Origin of the sequence: Thermanaeromonas toyohensis ToBE, assembly GCF_900176005.1 — a bacterium.
Taxonomy (GTDB): domain Bacteria; phylum Bacillota; class DSM-521; order Neomoorellales; family Neomoorellaceae; genus Thermanaeromonas; species Thermanaeromonas toyohensis.
Window position 1 is genome coordinate 2,850,885 of the sequence record NZ_LT838272.1, and the last position, 21,661, is coordinate 2,872,545.

Annotated in this window: 19 protein-coding genes and 2 riboswitches; of the genes, 7 read left to right on the forward strand and 12 right to left on the reverse strand. The window is 48.5% G+C overall.

The window, feature by feature from the left end:
* Nucleotides 1–57: 57 nt before the first annotated feature.
* The 3 genes from B9A14_RS14515 to B9A14_RS14525 are packed head-to-tail and all read left to right on the forward strand — an operon-like array spanning nt 58 to nt 3,194.
* Entirely contained in the window at nt 58–1,233 is a 1,176-nt protein-coding gene (locus B9A14_RS14515; RefSeq protein ID WP_084666558.1) for a COG1470 family protein, read from the forward strand.
* 3 nt (nt 1,234–1,236) lie between these two features.
* Nucleotides 1,237–2,193, forward strand: a complete 957-nt coding sequence (locus B9A14_RS14520; RefSeq protein WP_084666559.1) for an ABC transporter ATP-binding protein — start codon at nt 1,237–1,239, stop codon at nt 2,191–2,193.
* Nucleotides 2,190–3,194, forward strand: a complete 1,005-nt coding sequence (locus B9A14_RS14525; RefSeq protein WP_084666560.1) for an ABC transporter permease — start codon at nt 2,190–2,192, stop codon at nt 3,192–3,194. Before B9A14_RS14520 ends, B9A14_RS14525 begins: the two co-directional genes overlap by 4 nt.
* A gap of 66 nt (nt 3,195–3,260) precedes the next feature.
* Here the strand turns inward: B9A14_RS14525 and B9A14_RS14530 are convergent, their stop codons facing one another.
* Nucleotides 3,261–4,379: a putative sulfate/molybdate transporter gene (locus B9A14_RS14530; protein ID WP_197686525.1), complete on the reverse strand. Its 1,119-nt coding sequence runs from the start codon at nt 4,377–4,379 to the stop codon at nt 3,261–3,263.
* 386 nt (nt 4,380–4,765) lie between these two features.
* On the opposite strand from B9A14_RS14530, the gene B9A14_RS14535 reads away from it, so the two are divergent.
* The gene (locus B9A14_RS14535; RefSeq protein WP_422938460.1) at nt 4,766–5,455 is read left to right on the forward strand and encodes a queuosine precursor transporter; all 690 of its coding nucleotides are present in this window, start codon (nt 4,766–4,768) and stop codon (nt 5,453–5,455) included.
* Nucleotides 5,452–5,832, forward strand: a complete 381-nt coding sequence (queF, locus tag B9A14_RS14540; protein ID WP_084666562.1) for a preQ(1) synthase — start codon at nt 5,452–5,454, stop codon at nt 5,830–5,832. Before B9A14_RS14535 ends, queF begins: the two co-directional genes overlap by 4 nt.
* A 67-nt stretch (nt 5,833–5,899) precedes the next feature.
* On the opposite strand, the gene B9A14_RS14545 is transcribed toward queF, so the two are convergent.
* From B9A14_RS14545 to B9A14_RS14565, 5 genes are all read right to left on the reverse strand, one after another.
* Complete coding sequence (locus B9A14_RS14545) at nt 5,900–7,828, reverse strand: FAD-dependent oxidoreductase (protein ID WP_084666563.1); 1,929 nt, start codon at nt 7,826–7,828, stop codon at nt 5,900–5,902.
* Between the two features lie 344 nt (nt 7,829–8,172).
* The gene (locus tag B9A14_RS14550) at nt 8,173–9,738 is read right to left on the reverse strand and encodes an ASKHA domain-containing protein (protein WP_084666564.1); all 1,566 of its coding nucleotides are present in this window, start codon (nt 9,736–9,738) and stop codon (nt 8,173–8,175) included.
* Nucleotides 9,739–9,754: 16 nt separating this feature from the next.
* Entirely contained in the window at nt 9,755–10,102 is a 348-nt protein-coding gene (locus B9A14_RS14555; RefSeq protein ID WP_084666565.1) for a DsrE family protein, read from the reverse strand.
* Between the two features lie 22 nt (nt 10,103–10,124).
* Nucleotides 10,125–10,889, reverse strand: a complete 765-nt coding sequence (locus tag B9A14_RS14560) for a TatD family hydrolase (RefSeq protein WP_084666566.1) — start codon at nt 10,887–10,889, stop codon at nt 10,125–10,127.
* A gap of 173 nt (nt 10,890–11,062) precedes the next feature.
* Nucleotides 11,063–11,788, reverse strand: a complete 726-nt coding sequence (locus B9A14_RS14565) for a DUF6062 family protein (RefSeq protein ID WP_084666567.1) — start codon at nt 11,786–11,788, stop codon at nt 11,063–11,065.
* Between the two features lie 75 nt (nt 11,789–11,863).
* Nucleotides 11,864–11,928, forward strand: a riboswitch (Fluoride riboswitch).
* A 43-nt stretch (nt 11,929–11,971) separates the two neighbouring features.
* Between B9A14_RS14565 and B9A14_RS14570 the strand changes: the two genes are divergently transcribed.
* Complete coding sequence (locus tag B9A14_RS14570; RefSeq protein WP_084667181.1) at nt 11,972–13,753, forward strand: dynamin family protein; 1,782 nt, start codon at nt 11,972–11,974, stop codon at nt 13,751–13,753.
* Nucleotides 13,754–13,797: 44 nt separating this feature from the next.
* Here the strand turns inward: B9A14_RS14570 and B9A14_RS14575 are convergent, their stop codons facing one another.
* Both B9A14_RS14575 and B9A14_RS14580 read right to left on the reverse strand, forming a co-directional pair.
* On the reverse strand, nt 13,798–14,226 hold the full coding sequence (locus B9A14_RS14575; protein ID WP_084666568.1) for a universal stress protein: 429 nt from the start codon (nt 14,224–14,226) through the stop codon (nt 13,798–13,800).
* A 3-nt stretch (nt 14,227–14,229) separates the two neighbouring features.
* Nucleotides 14,230–15,405, reverse strand: coding sequence for a cation:proton antiporter (locus tag B9A14_RS14580; protein ID WP_172839176.1), 1,176 nt, complete (start codon nt 15,403–15,405; stop codon nt 14,230–14,232).
* 65 nt (nt 15,406–15,470) lie between these two features.
* Nucleotides 15,471–15,532, reverse strand: a riboswitch (Fluoride riboswitch).
* Nucleotides 15,533–15,759: 227 nt separating this feature from the next.
* Here B9A14_RS14580 and B9A14_RS14585 point away from each other — a divergent pair.
* Nucleotides 15,760–16,053: a hypothetical protein gene (locus tag B9A14_RS14585; protein WP_084666569.1), complete on the forward strand. Its 294-nt coding sequence runs from the start codon at nt 15,760–15,762 to the stop codon at nt 16,051–16,053.
* Nucleotides 16,054–16,073: 20 nt separating this feature from the next.
* On the opposite strand, the gene B9A14_RS14590 is transcribed toward B9A14_RS14585, so the two are convergent.
* The 4 genes from B9A14_RS14590 to B9A14_RS14605 all read right to left on the reverse strand — a co-directional run bounded on the left by B9A14_RS14590 (nt 16,074) and on the right by B9A14_RS14605 (nt 21,653).
* On the reverse strand, nt 16,074–16,760 hold the full coding sequence (locus B9A14_RS14590) for a manganese catalase family protein (protein WP_084666570.1): 687 nt from the start codon (nt 16,758–16,760) through the stop codon (nt 16,074–16,076).
* Nucleotides 16,761–16,889: 129 nt separating this feature from the next.
* On the reverse strand, nt 16,890–18,776 hold the full coding sequence (locus tag B9A14_RS14595) for a heavy metal translocating P-type ATPase (RefSeq protein WP_084666571.1): 1,887 nt from the start codon (nt 18,774–18,776) through the stop codon (nt 16,890–16,892).
* Between the two features lie 65 nt (nt 18,777–18,841).
* Nucleotides 18,842–19,192 carry an ArsR/SmtB family transcription factor gene (locus tag B9A14_RS14600; protein WP_084666572.1) on the reverse strand — a complete coding sequence of 117 codons (351 nt, stop codon included), beginning with the start codon at nt 19,190–19,192 and terminating at the stop codon, nt 18,842–18,844.
* Nucleotides 19,193–19,355: 163 nt separating this feature from the next.
* Nucleotides 19,356–21,653 carry a glycoside hydrolase family 31 protein gene (locus B9A14_RS14605; protein WP_084666573.1) on the reverse strand — a complete coding sequence of 766 codons (2,298 nt, stop codon included), beginning with the start codon at nt 21,651–21,653 and terminating at the stop codon, nt 19,356–19,358.
* Nucleotides 21,654–21,661 lie beyond the last annotated feature (8 nt).

Sequence of the window (21,661 nt, forward strand, 5' to 3'; positions counted from 1 at the left end):
AAGATAGAAATGTTAAATTAAAGTTAGTTAAGAACGATAAGAACGAGGTGAAAAGGAATGAGTAAAATGCCAATTCGGTCGATAAGCCGTATAACTGTTTTTTTCTATGTATTATCCTTACTCACCTTTATCCTAGTACTACCGGCAGCCGAAGCTGGCGGCCTCCTCCTTTCTACTGCCTTCCCAGGGATCGAGGTGCGGCCAGGGGAAACGGTAACCTTTCCCCTAGAAATACGCAATTATGGGGAACCGCAAAAGGTGGACCTGCAAGTGGTCTCGGGACCCAAAGGATGGTCCACCAGTTTTAAGGGCGGTGGAATGATTGTTAACCAAGTCTTTGCTACTGATAAGGAACCCGCTAAAGTGGACTTCCAGGTGGAGGTGCCACAAGAGGCTAAGCCCGGCAATTATAGCTTCGTTATTCAGGCTAGCGGCCCGGGAGGTAGTTCTTCCTTGTCCCTAAAGCTTTTGATTAAGGAAACTCCCAGCGGTAACGATAAGATGACTACCCAGTATCCGGTGTTGAGCGGCACCAGCACCACCACCTTCCAGTTCCGCGTAGACCTTACCAACAACGGTGCCCAGGAGAAATCCTATAGTTTAAATGCCCAGGCTCCTCCCGGCTGGCAAGTTACCTTCAGCCCTGCCTATGAAAGCAAACAGATTGCAAGCTTAAGCTTAAAGCCCGGGCAAAGCCAAGGCCTGGACGTAACTGTAAAACCTCCGCAAGGTGTCAAAGCCGGCACTTATAACATTCCTATTGAGGCAGTATCCGGTAATAGCAAGGCTGGGGTAGTACTCAAGGTGGTTATTACCGGCACGTACAGCTTGGAAATAACTACTCCTACTGAACGTTTCAATGCTGAGGCCACAGCTGGTGTAGAAAGCCCGGTAACCTTAATAATTAAAAACACTGGTAGCTCCGATATACAAAACGTTACCTTTTCCGCTACTCCTCCTACCAACTGGGCAGTAACCTTTAAGCCGGATACCATTGACGTGCTCCCGGCGGGAGAAAGCCGTCAGGTTACTGCTTTCATTAAGCCTTCCAAGGAAGCTATAGCCGGAGATTACGTAGTTAATATTACGGCCAACTCTCCAGCGGCCAGTACTACAGCTACCTTTAGAATTAGCGTAAAAACTTCCACCCTCTGGGGAGTAGTAGGGGTGCTCCTAGTTTTAGGCGTTATAGGTGGCGTGGCCTGGACTTTCCACAAATATGGGCGGAGGTAAACTATGGGTACCCGTTCGCCTATTATAATTACAGAAAATCTAACTAAACACTATGGCTCAGTGGTAGCCGTTCAGGATCTTAACCTGAAGATTTACGAAGGTGAGATCTTCGGTCTTTTGGGCCCTAATGGTGCAGGAAAGACCACCACTATCTTGATGCTTCTTGGTCTTACTGAACCTACCGCCGGCCGGGCCCTCGTGGCCGGCTTAGACCCTACTCGCAACGCCTTAGCGGTCAAGCGCCTGGTAGGTTATTTGCCTGACAATGTGGGTTTTTACGATGATTTAACGGCCAAAGAAAACCTACTGTATACCGGGCGCTTAAACCAGATCCCTGAAACTGAATTAGAACATCGCGTAAAAGCCGCACTAGAGCAGGTAGGGCTAGCGGACCATGGTGACCGCAAGGTGAGGGAATTCTCTCGAGGAATGCGCCAACGGTTAGGAATCGCCGACTTGATAGTTAAAGATCCTCGCATATTTATCCTGGACGAACCGACCCTGGGGATAGATCCCGAGGGCGTACGCGAGCTTCTAGCCTTAATTGTCCGCTTATCCCGAGAAAAGGGGAAGACCATCCTTATATCCTCCCATCTCTTGCACCAGATCCAGCAGATCTGCGACCGGGTAGGTATCTTTGTGGCGGGCAGGCTCCTGGCAGTAGGCCCCCTGGAAAGCCTGGGCCGGCAAGTCATGGCTGGGAAACCCCTGGAGATCGAACTCCAGGTGGAACCCTTTAACCACGGACTTCTGGAAGTTTTCCGGTCCTTAGAAGGTGTAGAGCAAGTAGAAACCCAGGGACCATATATACGCTTGCGCTGCGTTAAAGGCCAAGACGTACGGCCCCAGTTAACCTGGCTCCTGGCGGAAAGAAAGGTTTCTATCCTCCACTTGCGGGCACGGGGTCATGACCTGGATGACATTTACTTAGAATACTTTCAGGGCGAGGGAAGGGTATGAAGGATTGGCAGGTCAAACTCAAGGAATTTATCAATTGGTGGCGTGAAGCTTTCCGTAGCAGTGGCGGCTTAAAGGTAATATTCTTCAAAGAACTGGCCGATAACTTAAGCAGCACCCGCATGGGCATCCTCTTCTCCCTGGTAGCGGTAGCTTGCCTCTCCGCTCTGTATGTGGCTGCCCAAAGCATCCGCCAGTCGGTAGGCCAGGAAGGCTCCGCTTTTGTTTTCCTACGCCTTTTTACCACCAGCGGAGGATCCTTGCCCCCCTTTATCTCCTTTCTTTCCTTTTTAGGGCCCCTGCTGGGTCTAGCATTGGGGTTCGATGCTATAAACGGAGAATACAATAAGCGCACTTTAAGCAGGCTTTTGGCCCAGCCCATCTACCGGGATGATGTGATAAACGGTAAGTTTCTGGCGGGTATAGCCGTATTGGCTATTATGATCGCTGCCTTGGGGCTGCTAGTAGCCGGGCTGGGTTTGGTATTTATCGGTGTCCCCCCCAGGGGTGAAGAGATAGGACGTATTTTGGCTTACCTCATGGTGAGCATAATTTATGTGGCCTTTTGGTTAAGTATATCCCTGCTCTTTTCTTTGCTTTTCCGCCAGGCGGCTACCTCGGCACTGGCAGGGATAGCTGTGTGGCTGTTCTGTGCTATATTTGCTCCCATGCTAGCCGGTATTATCGCCGATGGCCTTTTCCCTGCAGGTGAGAACGCCCCAGCGGAGCTTATCTTACGTAACGCTGTCTGGAAGCAAAATCTTAGCCGTCTTTCGCCTACCACCCTCTATGATGAAGCCACCTTATATCTGCTTAATCCCGGTGTACGCACCTTGGGACCGGTGCTTATTCAACAGGTGATCGGCGCCATCCCCGGGTTCCTTCCTTTAAGTCAAAGTTTGCTCCTTATATGGCCCCACCTGGTAGGGCTTATAGCAGGAACCCTCATCATTTTCGCCCTTGCTTATTATTACTTCATGCGGCAGGAAATACGGACCAGTTAAGCTTAAGAAAGGCCCGGCCTTCCTGAAAAGGGGTTAGAAACCGTAGCAAGCCTCCGACTCATGAGTTTATTTTACCCAGCCCTTCTCCACCACCAGACTTAACAATGATCCCGCCAGGAAGGCAACCCCCATGTTCCAGGTGGCAAAAGCCGCGGTAACCAAGGTAACGAAAAATTCCTCCCGGCTGGCGGCCCCCGGTTTTGCCGTTACAGCCAGCTCCGCTCCAGCAAAAAACAAAATCACGCCCAAAACGGCTGGGGGAAAAAGCTGAAAAATGAGATGGACTCCCTGGGCCAGGAAGAGAGCCACGACCAGAACCAGGAATCCTAAAATTACCAGGGCACCACCGGTCCGAGCCCCGAAACGCACGTGACCGGCCATTCCCCCGGCACCATGACACATGGGTACCCCGCCAAACAGAGGAGCCCACAGGTTCAATAAACCGGTAGAAAGGGCAATCCGGCGTGCGGAAAGGGGGCGGTGAGGAAAAAGTTCGTTATTTTCGGCCACCACAGCAATAACCGCATTGCCCAAAGTCAAGGGAACCTGGGGCAAAGCCAGAAGCAGTGAACCCTTGACCAGTTCCGGCCAGGTTAGCTTATTCAAGGTAAAGGAGGGCAAAGAGAAACCTATGTTCTTCTTTACTTCCACCAATAGGGCCGGATTACCAGCAAGGCTGGCTGCCATTCCTAAGGCCAACAACAAGAACATTGCCGGAAATTTTCGGTTATCCAGCAAAGCGAACGTCAAAATAAAAGCTACAGCGGCAAGGAAGTAATTGGTGGCCATGGAGCGCAGGCCTTCCAGCATGAAGGTTAAGCCTAAGCCCAAGACAATACCCTGGACAACTGGCCTTTTAGCCAGGGCCGTCACCCGGTCTATGAGGCCAGTAAGGCCCAACAGCAACCATACTAATCCGGTAGTTAGACCGGCTCCCCAAACAGTCGCCGGAGTGAACCCCCCTACTCCCGTCACCGCGCTGATCCCGATGGCCTTCATGGGTTGAACCGGTATAGGGGTTTTATAGAAAAGACCGGTAACGATCTTGGCTACTCCAAAGGCAAAAAGGAGCCCACCGGGGTCCATCTTTAGTATCGTAATATAAGCCAGCACAAAAGGGACGAGGGTCCCCAGGTCGCCAAAGGCACCGGCCCATTCCCTTAAATCATACCGATTACCACCCAAGCTCTCCCCCAGTCTTGAAACCCACCTTAACACTCTATTTGCGACCTCCCCCAGAGTGGATACCTGTAGCGCTATGTTTTAACCAACATAACGATCTAAAATTAAATTCGATCACCAGTAACGAATATCCTGCAAATCCATATCCCTGTCCTATTTACTCTATTCCACTCGTTGGTATTCCTTAAGGGAACACTATCATCCTATATATTGTTGCGCTAACCACAGGTTAACAAATTAAGAATAACTAGGAATAAGAATAGAAAAACCACCTTAGCTTCAAGGTGGTTGAGCCCTAGGCTCTATTGACATACTCCCTCAAGATTGTTAATGTAAAAGTTGGCATTATAAGCCGGCGGTCGCAGCCACCCGCCTTAAAAAAACAAGGAGTGAATTTCTTGCGCTACAAACTTTTTCCCTTCGTAATGGTAGCCTTCGTAGTGGTATTGCTCCTCTCTAATACCGTAGCCGTCAAAGTAGCAAAATTTGGCCCCTTCTATTTTGACGGTGCAGTAGTCTTATTCCCCCTTTCGTATATCTTCGGCGATATTTTAACGGAGGTTTATGGTTACAAGCGCAGCCGGGTTGTCGTGTGGACAGGATTTATAGCCTGCTTGTTTATGTCCTTTGTTTACTGGCTGGTAGGGATACTGCCTGCAGCGCCCCACTGGTCGGGTCAGGAAGCTTACCAGCGCATACTGGGACAAACGCCACGGATAGTGGTCGCTAGCCTCTTAGCCTTTTTCTGCGGCGAATTCACTAATTCCTATATCCTGGCCAAACTAAAAATCTTAACTAGAGGCCGGTGGCTATGGACCCGTACTATCGGTTCTACGGTGGTTGGTCAGCTAGTAGACACATCTTTATTTATCACTATTGCCTTTATGGGTATTTTGCCAGGAGCCGTATTAATACGCATGATAATGAACAACTATATATTTAAGACCACCTACGAAGCCCTGGCCACTCCGTTGACCTATGCTATTACCGCCTGGCTTAAAAAGGTGGAAGAAGAGGATTACTACGACTATGACACCAACTTCAATCCCTTTGTGGTAAGCAGGGAGGATCTGGTATGATGGAGTTCGAAGCCTTAGGGAAACCCGTACGTGAACCCCGTAAAAAATTAGAAGTTTTCCCCAAGCCGCCCCACGTGGAAATTGTTACTCTAGAAACTGACGAGGTAACAAGCCTCTGCCCAGTAACTGGACAACCGGACTTTGAAACAGTAATAGTAGAATATGCCCCCGATAAGTACTGCATTGAATCTAAAAGCTTCAAGCTTTACTTATGGAGCTTCCGGGAGGAAGGCATCTTTTGCGAGTCTCTGGCCGATACCATAGCTAAGGACATCTATGAGGCCTGCCAACCCCACTGGTGCAAGGTAACTGTGATTCAAAAACCCCGGGGCGGGATAAAAATAACTGCTTCTGCCCTGTATGGTGAACGTAAGTAGTAGATGGTAGTACGCGTGGGGCTTTCAGGGCAGAAGCAGCAAAGCTTACACGCTGTTTGAGGAGAACCTACAACTCATGGCCGACCCGCATGGCTTCAAATACAGCCTGGGTTATCCTCCTGGGACTTACAGCATCGCCAATAACATAGTAGTCTATGCCGGAACCTTCCATCTCATGGGCCAGAGTATCGTTAGCCCGGGATCCAACGGCCAGCACCACTGTATCAAACCCGGTTAAGCTTTCTTCCTGGCCGTTACGCTTATAGGTCACCCGGTCACCGTGAATAGCTGTAAGTTCGGCCTCAGTAATTATTTGTACCTCTTGTTTCTCAAGGCGCTTAAGGAGCAGCGGCGCCACCAGAGGGCCGCTGTCGCCAGCCACTTTAGGCAACATTTCCAAGATAGTCACTTTATGCCCCTTCTCGGCCAGATACTCAGCCGTCTCACAACCTACCAGCCCGCCGCCTATCACCACTACCTTTTTCCCTACCTGTGCTTTTCCCCGCAGTACATCCCAGGAGGTTACTACCTTCTCACCTTCACCGCCAGGGATGTCCGGGATAGCCGGCCGGGCACCGGTAGCCAGTACCACTACATCGGGCTTCTCCTGGCGTATGGCTTCCAGGGTAGCCTCTTTATTAAGCTGCACATTGATTTTAAGCCTCTCCATCTGCCCCACTAAATAATCTCTGAAAGTAGCAATTTCGCCTTTCTGGGGTGGGGCATAAGCCAGGGGTAATTGACCCCCTAGCTCACTCTCTTTCTCCCAGAGGGTTACCTGGTGCCCCCGCAGGGCCGCTACCCGAGCTACTTCCATACCAGCCGGCCCGCCACCCACGACCAACACCTTCCGGGAGCGCTTTACCTTATCCAAAGGAAATTCTCGCTCGAAACCTGTGCGTGCGTTTACTGTACAGCCGATGGCGTGGTCCAGGAAAAGCTCGTCGATACACGCTTGGCAACAGGCGATGCAGTGGCGGATCTCATCCAACCTTCCTTCCATTATCTTTTTGGGAGTTTCGGGGTCGGCCAGCAGCTGCCGACCGAAGGAGATTAAATCCGCTTTCCCTGCGGCCAGTATACTTTCCGCCACTTCGGGATCGTTGATTCGCCCCACGGCAATAACCGGAATGCTCACCGCCGACTTGATACCCTGGGCCAGATCTACAAGGCACCCCCGCGGGAAGTACATAGGTTGAATAATCCACGCTGCCGTTTCATATATGCCTGCGGAAACATGAAGAGCATTGACCCCTTCCTGCTCTAACTTTTTAGCAAAGGTCCGAGTTTCCTCCAGGGTAAGGCCCCCCGGAACCTTTTCGTCGGCGCTCAGACGATAGATAATGGGGTACTCCGGCCCCACTGCCTGGCGCACGGCCCGCACCACTTCCAGGGGAAAGCGCATCCTGTTTTCTAGGGGACCGCCGTACTCGTCCGTCCGTTTATTAGCATAAGGAGAGAGAAATTCATTGATCAGGTAGCCGTGGGCGCCGTGGATCTCAACGGCATCAAAGCCCGCTGCTTTGGCTCTTCTTGCGGCCTGGGCAAAGGCCTGAATAAGAGACGCGATTTCTTCTCTGGTCAATTCTTTAGGTATCTCCCCGATGGTGGCGCAAGGAATAGGGGAGGGAGCTAGCAGGGGCTGTCCCGTAACTTTAGACTTGCTCTGGCGACCTCCATGGTAGAGCTGAATGGCGATCTTTGCTCCGTAGGCGTGTACAGCCTCAACCAACCGGCGCAAGCCCGGGATGAGGCGATCGGAGTAAATGCCCACCTGGTTCTTAAATCCCTTGCCTGAAGGGTGGACATAGGAAGCTTCAACAATGATCAGCCCCACCCCGCCCTTGGCCCGTTCCACGTGGTAGGCCACCAGCCGGTCGGTCACTGAGCCGTCGCTGTAGGCATAATTGGTTACCATGGGGGGCATGACCATTCTGTTCTTAAGCTCTAAATTACCTATGTTAATAGGGCTCGTCAATGCGGTTAATTGTCTCATGGGTATCTCCCCTTCTGTAGTATATACTCAATCCTTACACCCTTTCGCAATTCAAACCATAGCTACAATCCGGGTTAGCTTCTTTTAGTATTTGCACCCGGCCACCAGGAGTATGACAATGCAGTTTCGGATAACCAAGTTCCCTATTCAACGTTCAGAAAAAGTTGTGAAGTGCGTCATGTTATCCCCCTTTCTTATTTGTGCTTGTTGCCACAATCTCTAACAACTATATTCGCCATTGCCCTTAATTTTCCTCCTGGCCTACCCGCGGCTGGAGCCGGTCATAAACCTCGTTTTTCCGGGAAACGCTACGTTGATATAAAGGGGTGGGCCAGCCTTGCCTTTTAAGTGTGGCTTTTTAGCCTGTCTTGGACAGAGGGGAAAAGATGAAGATCAGTATGGGGGAAAAACAAGCCTGCGGTAAAATGGGACATAAATCGCGGGCTGTTATTCATCTCTACATAAGTAACGCGTCGAGCTATTTCTTCTACTTCCTGGCCTTTTCTAAGATCAGTAAGGATTAAACTAGCACCCATCAAAGAGCTGTTGCCTAATGATATAATGTTCTCTCGCGGGAGATCAGGATATAAGCCTACGACGACCGCTGATTCAACATCTAGATGTTCACCAAAGGCTCCGGCAGCATAAAAGTATTTTACATCCTTTAAAGTACATCCCACGCTCTCTAACAAGGTAAACATAATGGCGTTAGCGGCTGCTTTGGTACGTAAAAAGCGTTGAATGTCTGTTGTAGTTAGCTCGATGGGCTTCCCTGTGGCGCTTTCCTCAGCCGGTACAACCACTAAAGAAGCAAGAGGGGCACGTAATTCGCCTCGCTGGGTAATAATCCCGGCCAATAATCCTTGAGCAATAGCATCCACAACACCTGAACCACAAATACCACGTGCCGGCTCGTTTTCAATAGTCTGGTAGGTTATCTTCCCGGTCTGGCTATCTATATACACCTTGTATACGGCACCAGGTTCAGCCCGCATACCACAACTTATAACTCCACCTTCCAGGGCCGGCCCAGCTGCTCCAGCTGCAGCCACTAACCATTCTCGATTACCTAGTACCATTTCTCCGTTAGTCCCAATATCCGCTAAAAGACCAATATCTTCTTGCCGATGCATTCCACTGGCTAAAATACCTGCTAGGATGTCTCCACCCACATAACTACCTACACCAGGTAAAAAGTATACCAGCGCCTGGGGATGTATATAGAGACCTATCTGTTCCGCTGGTATGAAACCCGGAGCATTGACCACAGGAACGTAAGGACTCCGGCAAATATTTGTGGGAGGTAGGCCGAGTAATAAATGGACCATGGTAGTATTACCGCTGATTACCCCAGCAGTAATAGCATGGGGCCTTATATTAGCCCGCCTGGCCAGAAGAGCAATTACCCTATTTATACTAGCCACTGCGTCCTCTTGCAATTCTCTTAATCCTTGGGAGGTGGCTGCATGATGAATTCTGGTAAGAATATCTTCTCCTACTTTGACCTGAGCGTTAAAGGTACTATAAGCAGCGACGAGTCTCCCCACGCCAAGATCCCACAAATACCCTGCTACTGTGGTACTACCCAGGTCCACTGCCACCCCAAAAGGGCCGGAGTAATCAAAACCGGGTTCCACTTCCACCAAGCGGGCGGTAAGTCCTTTCAGTCCCCATCCTGGTGGCCAATAATATCCTACAGTGACTGTTACTTTCCACTCCTGCTGCCGTAATCTGGTAGGAATCTCTTTAAGTAAATCTAGTGGAATCCCTACTGGACAACTGCTCCGTCTTTCCAGCGCCTGGCGTAAACGGTCTGTATCCGCTATATTATCTCCACTACCGGGCGGCCTAAGTTCTAACTGAAATTTCTCTGTTAAAGCCCTCCCCTTAAATTCATATCTTTCTACCATAACAGGGCACCCAGCATTAAGGCTTGATGTAGGCGTAACCCTCAACTTGTTTTCTCGCGATCTCAGTAATTCCGGCTGGAACAACTTTAATGAAAGAAGGAAGGTTCCCTTCATCGATTGCTTGACTCCGCAAAGCATTGCGACAAACCATAAACTCTACTCCCCTCTTTGCTAGTTTCTGCATCTCTTCTAGGAGCAAACCATGGTCAGAGTTGTCAGCAAAAATTGTAACTGCTTCTCCGTTGGCAACTACTTCGATGGCGGCATTCCCTGGCCCAACGTCATTAATAAAATTAGTGATGTTAGTGAAGACCATCTGCCACCGCCTAGCTTCGTTTATATGGAATAAAACCTTAAGGTTCATTCCTCCTCACCTCCCTTAAGGCCTAAGACAGGCCAAAGAGCTCCTCGGCGTTATACCTGGCAATACGCTCTACTATTTCGTGGGGGGCACCTTTGTTCTCTAAATACCGCACAGCCCGGGGAACGCTTAAAGGATCGCAAGCTTTTAAATTGCTATAATCGCTATTCAGCATCCCCCGCCAGAAGTGTTCCAAGTGCTCCAGCAGGATTGGGGGTGTAAGCCCGTCCTGGCGTATAGTTAGGCCGGGAATGGCTCCAAACTCCTCAATCAGGTTAATAATATCCAGATTAGCATGATCAATAACCACCTTATGCGGTGGTATCCCGATAGCAGCCGCAATTTCCAAAGCTTTACCTGTGATTAGTTCCCTCTGCCGGGGAGGAGTATGGATAATCACTGGCACCCCATATTCTTTGGCTATTTTCAGTTGCTCCCGCAAAACCTCTTGTTCACGCTTGTCTCCTTCATGCAAGCCGATCTCGCCTAAACCAATAACACCCGCCCTTTTAAGATAAGTAGGAAGGGCTTCCACTACCCGTGGCCAATCTTCCGGTGTGCCCAGGGGGTGAAGACCAACGGCTACGAAAAGCTTAAGTCCGTTTTGGATAGCGCTCTGCTGGCAGAGGGTAAGCATCTGCTCAAAATGGTCGAAGAGCGTCTCAGCATGTCTAGCTCCGAAAAATATAGAGCATCCGATAATTTTCCTTACTCCTGCTAGAGCCATGTTTTCCAAAGCATCAAAGGGCAACACCGAAACATGGGTATGGGAATCCACCAGGCCCTCCATATTGGTGTCCTCCTTTGCCTTACTCCCGGTCCCTTCTCTTGCTGTAATATATAGTAACAAAAAGCCTTACCCGCGTCTAATCAGTTTAATTTATCTATGATATAAGGGCATCAAGTGCCTGGCCAAAGGTATAACAAAGCCGGGACCTTTTCTTAGGCCTAAGTAGCTATTTATTAGCCCAGTAGCCATCCGGAAAGCATCTTCAGGCTTCTTATCCAGGAATCTTTTTCCCCTCCCCAAGGTTCTCCGAGATAGCGATAGTCGTGCTTCCTTATAAATTCTTTAAGTTCTGATTGCAAGGCTGCCATTTTTTCCAGTTGTACCTGGGCTAAAAGGCGAATACCAGCAGGATCCTCGGCTAAAGATAAGGCCCGGCGAAAATGGGGCCAACATAGACCGGAAGATTTAGAATATAAAGCCGTGATCTGGGGATCCCGCTGAGCCAACTGGAAGTTTAATTCATGCAAAACATTCCCTGTGGTTTCGGCTTCTATCCTGCAAGCCGGGCAAGGTTGGGTACTTTCTAAAACAGCGGCCATTCTAGTTCCGGCTGAAGCTGGGTTACGTTTTCTTAGAAGGAAGTTGTGTATCAAGGGAGAACAGGATTCCAAACCTATATTGAGCGTTTGCCTAACTAACTTAATAGCTTTATCCAGCAATGCTTCATTCAAAATGGCAATACCTAGGCTATATTGGGTAAAATTGGCAAGTTCCCGAGCATGGGCTTGACAAACTCCCCAGGAGGCTTCCAACATTTCCCGTGTTCCTGGATCATTAACCATTTCATATAGAAGCCCTTCTAAATAACGTATCCCTGCTTCCCTTGTGATACGGCAGACGGGGCATCCTGGTTTTACTAAGGCCTCTTTCAATTTAATATACAGAGCAGGAAGGGACATAAAGGCCAGCTCCTCCCCTTAATGCAAGCTTCCGTGTTCCGGAGTCCTTGACATTTAAAAATACTGTTGTTAAATTGTAATTGCGGTGATGGAGTCCACCGATAAAATACCCGTCAAGGGTTGATGACTCCTACCCGAAAGAGGAGGTAGGAGTCTTTTTATTTGGGTTTGGAGGTTTTCCCAATGGAAAACGTGCAAGATCTGTTACCCCTTTTGGAACAAAGTTTAATTTATCTATTGGAACTTGGGCCTGAATACGCCCCTAGATACAAGAATATAGGTGCCTTAAAAGAAAGACTTTTACAAGAGCGGTTCCATTTAGCCATCCTGGGACAATTCAAGCGGGGTAAGAGTACTTTCCTAAACGCTCTCCTCGGAGCCGAACTGCTACCTACCGCTGTTGTCCCTCTAACAGCTATTCCCACTTTTTTACTGTGGGGGCCTGAACCACGTGTCTCTGTATTGTATGAAAAGGGCTCCAAAGAAGAAGCGTCTTTCTTACACGTAGAAGACCTAACTTCTTACCTTGTCCAATTTGTTACTGAGGCAGGCAATCCTCATAATCAAAAAGGAGTGTCTGCTGTAGAGGTATACTATCCTTCTCCCCTCCTTAAGCAGGGGGTGGTGTTAATAGATACGCCCGGTATTGGTTCTACTTTCCAGCATAACACGGAAACCACCCTTAAATTTTTACCCCAGTGTGATGCTGCTGTATTCCTCCTTTCTGCCGACCCACCCCTAACCCAGGCAGAGCTTGAATTTCTGCAGGCAGTACGGTCCCAAATTGCCCACCTCTTCTTCATACTTAACAAGGTAGATTATCTGGATACTCAAGAAATGTCTTCCCTCCTACATTTCGTTAAGAAGGTTTTACAAGAACATGCTGGAATAGAAAAACCTCTTATTTTCTGCGCCTCAGCACGCCAGGGATTAGAAGCTAGAAAATCAAACAATGCTTCCCTCTGGAGCCTAAGCGGTATGGAAGAAATCTCTAGGTATCTCCTGGACTTCCTGGCCCGGGATAAGAAAAAAATCCTGCAAGAAGCCTTAGCCAAAAAAGCCTCGGATATACTGGCAGATACATTGATGCAATTAAATATTACTCTTAAGTCCCTTAAGCTTCCCCTTAGCGAGCTGGACGAGCGCCTGAAACTGTTTGAGCAAAAGCTAAAAGAAGCCGAACAGCAGAAAATCTTAGTAGGAGACCTCTTGGCAGGGGACAGGAGACGGCTTATAGCATTTTTGGAAGAACAAGCTGAGAACTTGCGCCAGAAGGCCCGTGTTCACTTGGAGGGAATCCTCCAAAGCTGTATAGCTCAAACTGGTGATGAGCTTGAGGAAGATAAGATCCGCGAAACTTTAGCCGAGGCCATTCCCCGGTTCTTTGACCATGAGCTAAAAGAAATATCCCGCTCTATGGAAGCACGTATCACCGAGGTGCTACGGCCTTATGAACAGCGTGCTGATGAACTGGTGGAGGCGATCCGCAAAGCGGCTGCCGAGCTTTTTAACCTTCCTTATTATCCTCCCCTTACTTCTGATGCCTTTGAGAAGAAAAACCAACCTTATTGGGTAACTCATAAGTGGGATTCCAGCCTTAGCGGGTTATCGGAAGGTTTAGTTTTCAGGTTATTACCACCTAGAATGCGCCGCGCCAAGCTCACTAAGCGTTTAATGGAGCAAATCGAATCCTTAGTCCTGCACAATGTAGAAAACTTACGTTGGGCTACGCTGCAAAATCTGGAGCATTCCTTCCGTCTTTTTGAAGCTAGATTGAACGAGCGTCTCCAAAGTACCATTTCGGCAACTCACGGAGCAATTCAATCAGCTCGGGCCAAGCGGCAGGAACAAGCAGAGAATTTAGCCCAGGAGATGGCTACCCTCCAATCCAGCATCAAAAAACTCCAGGAAATAAGGACTCAATTGCTGGACGCCTTCATAGGTCAATATGAGCAAATAGGCTAGAGGAGGCTCTTCTGCACTTTTATAAGAGAGCCTCCCCGCCGGGTCTAACTTTTACCTTTAACTATCAAAACAGGGCATTTAGCCAGCCTAACTACAGCTTCGGAAACACTACCTAGAAGAAAACGCTTAATGCCGCTTAAACCCCGGGCCCCCAGGATAATCAAATCATAGCCTTCCTCTTCGGCCAGACGAGCTAGCGTATCAGCCGGGTGGCCAGGTACCACTCTGGTAGTCATGGCGATTCCTTCCTGAGTAGCTAGCGTTTTAGCCTCTTCTAAAGCTTTCTCAAAGAATCTGCGGGCATCTTCCAAGACTCCGTTTACTTCATCCCGGCTATCTGCAAAGTCGGGTATATGGGCAATGGACACAGCCGTAACCTCTGCCCCATACTTCTTGGCTAGATCTAAGGCTATCATTAAAGCTTTCCTAGCGTAGGGGGAGCCGTCATAACCTAGAAGTATCTTGTTAAACACCCTCTATCCCTTCCTTTCCTGGGGTATCATGGCTAAGGATTGCTTTTTGCTTACGGCCGCCTGTACTAGCTCAGGCCGGAAAAAGGTTTGGGCAATTAATGTAGGTACTACAGCGCTAAGAATTACCGTGGTAACTAAAATCGTATATTGTTCCTGATTAATAAACCCGTGAGTCAGGCCAAAGAGGGAAGAAATAGTACCAAAGGTAAGCCCTGTAGACATAAGCAAGGTAGTATACATCCCCTCCCGGGAAGAAAACCGGAAAAGGCGCGTTACAGGCCAGACACCAATAAATTTGCTCACCATTTTTACTACCAGAGCTACCATAATAATGCCAGCACTAGCCCATACGGCCGGGAGAGAAACATAAAGCCCGGCTTTCAAGAAGTAAAAAGGGGTCAAAAAGGAAAAGGCAATAGTTCGCATCCGCAAGGTTAAATTCTTTTCCTCCAAGAAAAAGCCGGCCATGGCTAGCCCCAAGAGATAAGCAGGTAAGACTGCTTCGCTCCCGGCCAAGGAAGCCAGCCCTCCTAAAAGAAATAGCAGGAAGAACAAGTATTTTACCTCTAGCTGGCTTACCCGGTTACCATAACGTTGAACAAACCAGGGGGTAAAACGCGGTGTAATAGATAAAACTGCCGCCGTTACCGCCAGGAACAGCAACATCCAGGCATTGAAGTTGGCAAACAAGATGCCGAGGGCTACCACAGTTCCTAAATCGGTTATAAAGCAAGCCGCCAGGATAATCCGGCCTAGCTCACTCTCATTTAAGCCGGTTTCCACCATAACAGCGTATACTACAGCTACAGAGGTGGTAGAGAGGGCAATACCGGCAATCTGCGCTGCCCGGAGATCCCAACCAAGACTATAATAGGCATAGAGAAAGGCACCTATAAAGGGTAATAGAAAAGATAACAAACCTATGGATAGGCTTTCCTTAAACTTGGTTTTTAAAACTACCGGATCTACTTCCGCTCCGGCCAGAAAAGTGAGCAAAATACTCCCTGCTCCTGCTAAATAATTTACCCAAGTCTCAGTGTGCAGGCCTAAAAAGTTTCCCGCTAACACACCTACTATAATCTCTACCAGAGAAATAGAAATCCCCGTCCAACCTGCCAGCAGCGCACCGGCTAAACTTAAGGCCACCCAGATAGAGGCTGTCAACCACAAGTTTTCCATAAAGTTTTACCTCCCTCCTTTGCAATATAAAAAATAGAAGGCTCCTACCGTATCTTTGACTTATGATTACGGTAGGAGCCATTAGCTCAAACCTGAGCATTAGGCGAGCTCCATCGCCACTTTTATATTCTGAGGTTATTCCATAAGAAAATCAAGGCCGATTTTGCTGCAAAATCTTGTTTGAGGGGTTATGATATGAGGTTTTCAGCCATTAACATATGCATATACGCGCTCCAAAATTTCTTCCAGGGTTACCACAATCAACACGTTTCCGGCACGAAGCAGGATTTCGGCTGCTTGACCGGCCCACCATCCGACGGTTATACTGAAGGTAAATGAAAGGGAGTGGCACCTATGACTGAAGAAGCAAAAAAAGAAGAATTTCATAGGGTTAGCCCTTGGGATGTGCTGATCTGGAAGCTAGATTCCTTAGAAAAATATGTCCAACGTGAAATCAGCGACCTGCGCCGGGAAATGGGGGATCTGCGCCGGGAAATGGGGGATCTGCGCCAAGAAATTGTCGAACTCCGGCGCGAAGTACGCGAAGAGATGAAAGGGACGCGTCAGAGCTATGCTGTACTAGAATGGACGGCAATATTGGGTTTTGTGGCCATTATCGTGACTATTTTTGCTACCAAGTTCCTGTAAGTATCCCTGTTTTTACTGGCTTACTGGGACGGGATTTGCGGCTGGGTAAAGGACGGAGGTTGCGGGTTATGCAGGGAGGAACCTACATAGTTGCCGGGGGTGGAGAGGTTAAAAAAGAGCCGGGCGTCCTTGTCCACACCCCAATTTTGGGTGGAGCCAGTGCCTTGGATCTTCTGGAAGCATTCCCTGAACATGGTGTTGTGCGCTTCTTCCCTGTTCAGGAGGAAATCGATCATCTGTCGCACATATCGATCTGCAATTTGCCGGTACAGATATTCATAAACAACCTTGGCACGTTGTTCAGCAGCGATATTGGAAAGCAGGTCTGCAGGCAGGTCACCGGTGGCTTCAATGTAAGACGCAGTCCACACCTGGCCTGAAGCGTTACTGTAAAAGGGATTAAGTCCAGTTGTCACATGAGCCTGAACATTGCCGACGGTGGCGTTCATGGCCTGAGGTTCATGGCCATTCAAAAGGTTGACTGCCGTACATACCATTTCCAGGTGACTGAGCTCCTCTGCAGCGATATCAAGGAAAATATCCTTGATAGCCGGGTCTTGAATGCGAAAACTTTGGGCCAGGTATTGTAACCCAGCTTTCAGCTCCCCGTGAGGGCCTCCAATCTGCTCCTGCAATAGCACCGCGTAGTTTGGGTTCGGCCGTTCCACACGCACCATTTGTAGCAGGTTCTTATCGTGCTTAAACATGCTATTCCTCCTTTATCTATAGCCTATTATTCCATGTTGAGCTTCATGATATGTATCTAGTTGAGCGGTAATAGATAAAATGCTTGTCTAGGTCTTAAGCAGTTGAGCAGGGAGGGCTTTATATCAATTTTATTTTAAAGCCCTGGTAGCATTGAAAATAGCTACCAGCGTTATACCTACGTCGGCAAAAACCGCCTCCCAGATGGTGGCTACGCCCAAGGTGCCTAAAACGAAGAAAAGGGCTTTGACGCCTAGAGCGAGGATTATATTCTGCCTTACTATACGAATTGTCCAGCGGGCAATGGTAATGGCAGTGACTAGTTTGGAGGGAGCATCCTCCATCAATACTACGTCCGCGGCCTGGAGGGTAGCGTCACTCCCTAATCCTCCCATAGCTACTCCTACATCCGCCCTCATTATAACAGGAGCGTCGTTAAGTCCATCGCCCACAAAGGCTATCTTTTGTTTATCTGGGTTAAGTAGGGCAGCCTGGAGCTCTTCCACCTTCTTCACTTTGCCTTCTGGAAGAAGTTCAGCAAAGTAGGCATCCAAACCCAGCTTTTGGGCTACCAGCCGGGCCACGCGCTCCTGGTCACCAGTCAAGAGGATTATTCTTTGTACCCCCAGTTCCTTAAGCTTAAATATAGCCTCCTTAGCATCAGGCCTTATCTCGTCAGAGATGATTATATAACCAGCATAGACCCCATCCAGGACTACATGGATACCGGTCCCCTCTTCTATATTACATATTTCATGGGGTATACCCTCCCGGTGCAGCAGGCGATCGTTTCCAGCCAGGACCCTCCTGCCTTCTACCACAGCGCTGATACCATGGCCAGGGATTTCCTGAAAGTCTTTAACCTCTTCCAGAGGGATTTCTTTTCCGTAAGCCTCACGGATGGATTGTGCAATGGGGTGGGTAGAATAAACTTCTGCCGAAGCTGCGGCCGCCAGAACTTCTTCCTCCCTAAAACCATTGTATGGTACCACCTTTGTTACCCGGAAAACTCCCCGCGTCAGAGTTCCAGTTTTATCAAAAACTACTGTATGCAGGCGAGCTAAGGCCTCTAGAAAGCTTGCCCCCTTCACCAAGATACCCCGGCGAGAGGCTCCGCCTAGGCCACCGAAGTAACTCAAAGGGACGGAGACCACCAAGGCGCAGGGGCAGGAGATTACCAGTAGCACTAGGGCCCGGTAAACCCACTCTTTTAGGCTAGCTTCGGGAAAGATAAGAGGAGGTAAGAAAGCCACTACTAAGGCCCCCAAAACCACCGCTGGGGTATAATAACGGGAGAAGGTGGTGATAAGTTGCTCGGTAGGCGCTTTGCGTTCTGCGGCGTTTTGCACCAGCTCTAGAATGCGCGCTACAGAGGATTGTTCAAAGGGCTTGGTCACTTTTATTATGAGCAGCCCTTGGCCGTTGATCATCCCGGCCAAAATCTGGTCTCCCTTTTCTACCTTACGGGGCACAGATTCTCCAGTTAAGGCTGAAGTATCCACGAAAGAAATCCCTTCCACAACCTCACCGTCCAGGGGTACTTTTTCACCTGGCTTTACTACAATAAGTTGGCCCACTTCTACTTCCTCCGGCCGTACCTTCTTTATTTCCCCATCTAACTTCAGGTTGGCATAATCTGGCCGGAGATCCAAAAGGGCGGCGATGGAGCGGCGTGAACGATTAACGGCCCGCTCCTGGAAATACTCACCCACGGCGTAGAAAGTCATAACCGCCGCTGCTTCAGGTAACTGATGAATGGCGAGAGCCCCCAAGGTAGCAATGGTCATCAGGAAATTTTCATCAAAGATCCGACCACGGAAAAGATTCTTAAACGCGCTCTTTAGTACCTTCCAACCGGAGAGAAAATAAGCGGACAGCAAAACCAGATACTCGACCACGGCATGGGAGGTACGGTGCAAGGGTTCATTAAAGATAACACCTATAGCCAACAGTACTCCAGAAGCTACAATGAAGGGGTTCCTAAATTCCTTCTTATTAACACATGTACGACAATCCAAGCACTAAACCTCCTTAAAACCTACTACTTCCCTTCTTCCTAACAAGAACTTATTCTCCTTTTAGCTTATCTCCCTTCCGCGAAGTGCGCCTGCGCCTCACGAATCAAGTTTAGGATGTGTTCATCATCTAAGGAATAATACACCATTTTACCTTCCCGGCGATACTTCACCAGCCTTAAGGCTTTCATAAGCCTCAAGTGATGGGAAATGGCAGGCAAGCTCAACTCTAAAATGGAGGCTAGATCGCAAACACATAATTCCTGATGAGCTAAGAGATATAAGATTTTAGTCCGGGTTTCATCCCCCAGGACCTTGAATATCTCTGATAAACCAACTACTTCCAGCAACTTCTTTTTTAGCTCTTCAGTTTCACCCGAGGGACAGAAACTATCGCATAAATCACGGTTAGGTTCCACAAGGGTATACCTCCCAATGTTATAAACATTAAGCAATTGTTTAATCAAATTATATACAAATACCCTTTCCTTAGTCAATAAAACTAAAAGGCTAGTGTAAAAAGAAAAAGCAGGCTAAAAAGAAGTTAACCGCCTGCTACAGAGGTTAAAAGGGCCCCAATTTTTAAGCCTTAAGGAAAATCTCTCTATCTTTCCCTGCCAGGCTAACTTCCACTTCCTGCCCGTTAACCCACACTTTCTCGCTACCCTGCCCCCCTTTGAATACCAGTTTAAACACCTTTTGCCCTCCGGCAAAACCCTTGTAAATCGGCGCCCACGTAAATTTAATCATGGCACCGGAGCGCTCATAGGTTAACCGGTACAAGTTATAAATGCCCTTTTGATAATCAAGGGATGCCCCGTCGTCCTCATAGTACACATACTCTCCTCTTACGCCGCCGGGGAACAGTAAAAATTTTACCTCCCAGGGTTTTTCTCCTACATAGTTCTGGGGCTCCGTTAGAGGAAGGATAGCTCCCGCCTTTACATAAAGGGGAATCCTCTCTAAAGGAGCATCAGCTACATAATATTTTCCTCCTTTAAAAAGCTCTCCCGACCACCAATCAATCCATTCACCTACTGGCAGATAGACCATCCGCTTCGCCTGGCCTGGCTCGCAAACAGGTGCTACCAAGAGGCTATCCCCCAGCAGGAATTCATCCGAGATGTTATGGCAGTTCTCGTCCTTCTCGTACTCGAAAACCAGCGGCCTAAAAACAGGAGTTCCCTTTTGCCAAGCGCGGTAGAATAGGTTGTAAATGTAGGGCAGTAAAGTATATCTTAACTTTATAAACTCCCGGCATATATCCTCGGCTTTCTTACCAAAAGCCCAGGGCTCTTGATCAATGGTGTCCAGATTGGTATGGTTGCGGCAAAAAGGATAAAATACCCCTACTTGGGTCCAGCGGATGAGCAACTCTTCTGTGGTATCCTCGGCAAATCCCCCTATATCCGCACCGCAAAAGGGCTCCCCAGAAAGGCCTATATTACACAACATGGGAATAGACATTTTTAAATGCTCCCAGTAGCTCCGGTTATCCCCGGTCCAAATGGCCGCATACCGCTGGATGCCGGAAAAGCCTGAGCGCGTGAGGATAAAGGGTCTCTCCTGGGGTTTAAACTTTAGCAAGGCTTTACGGGTGGCCAGGGCCATATTCAGGGCATAAAGGTTATGGAATTCCTCATGCCTCATAGGCCGGCTATCACCTTTATGGACCAGATTAGGAGGCAGGGTGGAAATAGGAGGCTCAGGTAAGGAAGTATCTACCAGGGTGGGCTCATTCATATCGTTCCAGATACCGGCTATACCTATCTCTAAAAATTCCCGGTGTAACTCCGCCCACCAGGCCCTTACCTCCTCCCGGGAAAAGTCAGGAAAAGCGGTCCGGCCCGGCCACACCTTGCCGGTAAACACCAGACCGTCTTCATCAGTCACAAAATAGTTTTTAGCCAGCCCCTCTTTAAAAACCCAGTAGTCTCCTTCCACCTTTACCCCCGGGTCTACAATGGTGACCACTTTAAATCCCATCTCTTTAAGCTCTTTAATCATTCCCTTGGGATCAGGAAACCTCTCTTGATCAAAAGTAAATACTTTAAAGCTATCCATATAGTGGATGTCAAGGTATATCACATCGCACGGGATGTCTCGCTTTCTAAATTCTCGGGCTACCTCTAAAACTCTTTCTTGGGGATAGTAGCTGTACCGGCTCTGCTGATAGCCTAAAGCCCATAAAGGCGGAAGCTCCATTCTCCCCGTTATTTCAGTGTAGCCTTCCACTACTTCTTTTATGGTGGGACCATAGATCAAAAAGAAGTTTAAAGGCCCTTTTTCCGCCCCGAAAGTCACCATGTCGGGATGGGTCTTGCCCAGGTCAAAAAAGCTCTTAAAAGTATTATCAAAATAGAGGCCATAACTTCCCGTTGGGCTTACTCCTATATAAAAGGGGTAGCTTTGGTACATGAGATCTGCGCCCTCTACATAACTGCGGTAGCAGTCGGCATTCCACATGGTGTATCTTTTACCCCGCTTATCTAGGAACCCAGTTCTCTCGCCTAACCCGTAGAAATGTTCATCCTCTCGTATACGTAAAGAACAGGACTTTATATTCTCCTCTACCACTAGCTCCTTACCTTCGAGCAGAAAGGGTTCTGCGCTTAAAGTAAAAGAAAAGTTTTCTTTATTTACCTTAAGCTTTACCGTACCAGTAGTTACAGAAAGGCATTCCTCGCCTTCCTTAACTTTTAGAGATACGGGCTTAGGCTTTATCACCACCGCCTGACTAAAGGATTTTTCCTCGCCCCGGGAAGCATAAATATTGATTATCTTGTCGCTAAAAGCCTCGATCTCTACGTTAAAATTCTCGCCAGCTAAAATTACTCGGCTACCATCTTTTTCCCAGGAATTAACCCCAGTCGCTGTCATAAGCTGGT

Excerpts from the sequence above, each read along its gene's own strand:
- B9A14_RS14570 (WP_084667181.1), top strand. The coding sequence starts at position 11,972 with ATGGAAAACGTGCAAGATCTGTTACCCCTTTTGGAACAAAGTTTAATT.
- B9A14_RS14545 (WP_084666563.1), bottom strand. The coding sequence starts at position 7,828 with ATGAGACAATTAACCGCATTGACGAGCCCTATTAACATAGGTAATTTA.
- B9A14_RS14590 (WP_084666570.1), bottom strand. The coding sequence starts at position 16,760 with ATGTTTAAGCACGATAAGAACCTGCTACAAATGGTGCGTGTGGAACGG.
- queF (WP_084666562.1), top strand. The coding sequence starts at position 5,452 with ATGATGGAGTTCGAAGCCTTAGGGAAACCCGTACGTGAACCCCGTAAA.
- B9A14_RS14565 (WP_084666567.1), bottom strand. The coding sequence starts at position 11,788 with ATGTCCCTTCCTGCTCTGTATATTAAATTGAAAGAGGCCTTAGTAAAA.
- B9A14_RS14555 (WP_084666565.1), bottom strand. The coding sequence starts at position 10,102 with ATGAACCTTAAGGTTTTATTCCATATAAACGAAGCTAGGCGGTGGCAG.
- B9A14_RS14580 (WP_172839176.1), bottom strand. The coding sequence starts at position 15,405 with ATGGAAAACTTGTGGTTGACAGCCTCTATCTGGGTGGCCTTAAGTTTA.
- B9A14_RS14525 (WP_084666560.1), top strand. The coding sequence starts at position 2,190 with ATGAAGGATTGGCAGGTCAAACTCAAGGAATTTATCAATTGGTGGCGT.
- B9A14_RS14585 (WP_084666569.1), top strand. The coding sequence starts at position 15,760 with ATGACTGAAGAAGCAAAAAAAGAAGAATTTCATAGGGTTAGCCCTTGG.
- B9A14_RS14515 (WP_084666558.1), top strand. The coding sequence starts at position 58 with ATGAGTAAAATGCCAATTCGGTCGATAAGCCGTATAACTGTTTTTTTC.
- B9A14_RS14550 (WP_084666564.1), bottom strand. The coding sequence starts at position 9,738 with ATGGTAGAAAGATATGAATTTAAGGGGAGGGCTTTAACAGAGAAATTT.
- B9A14_RS14560 (WP_084666566.1), bottom strand. The coding sequence starts at position 10,889 with ATGGAGGGCCTGGTGGATTCCCATACCCATGTTTCGGTGTTGCCCTTT.
- B9A14_RS14605 (WP_084666573.1), bottom strand. The coding sequence starts at position 21,653 with ATGACAGCGACTGGGGTTAATTCCTGGGAAAAAGATGGTAGCCGAGTA.
- B9A14_RS14520 (WP_084666559.1), top strand. The coding sequence starts at position 1,237 with ATGGGTACCCGTTCGCCTATTATAATTACAGAAAATCTAACTAAACAC.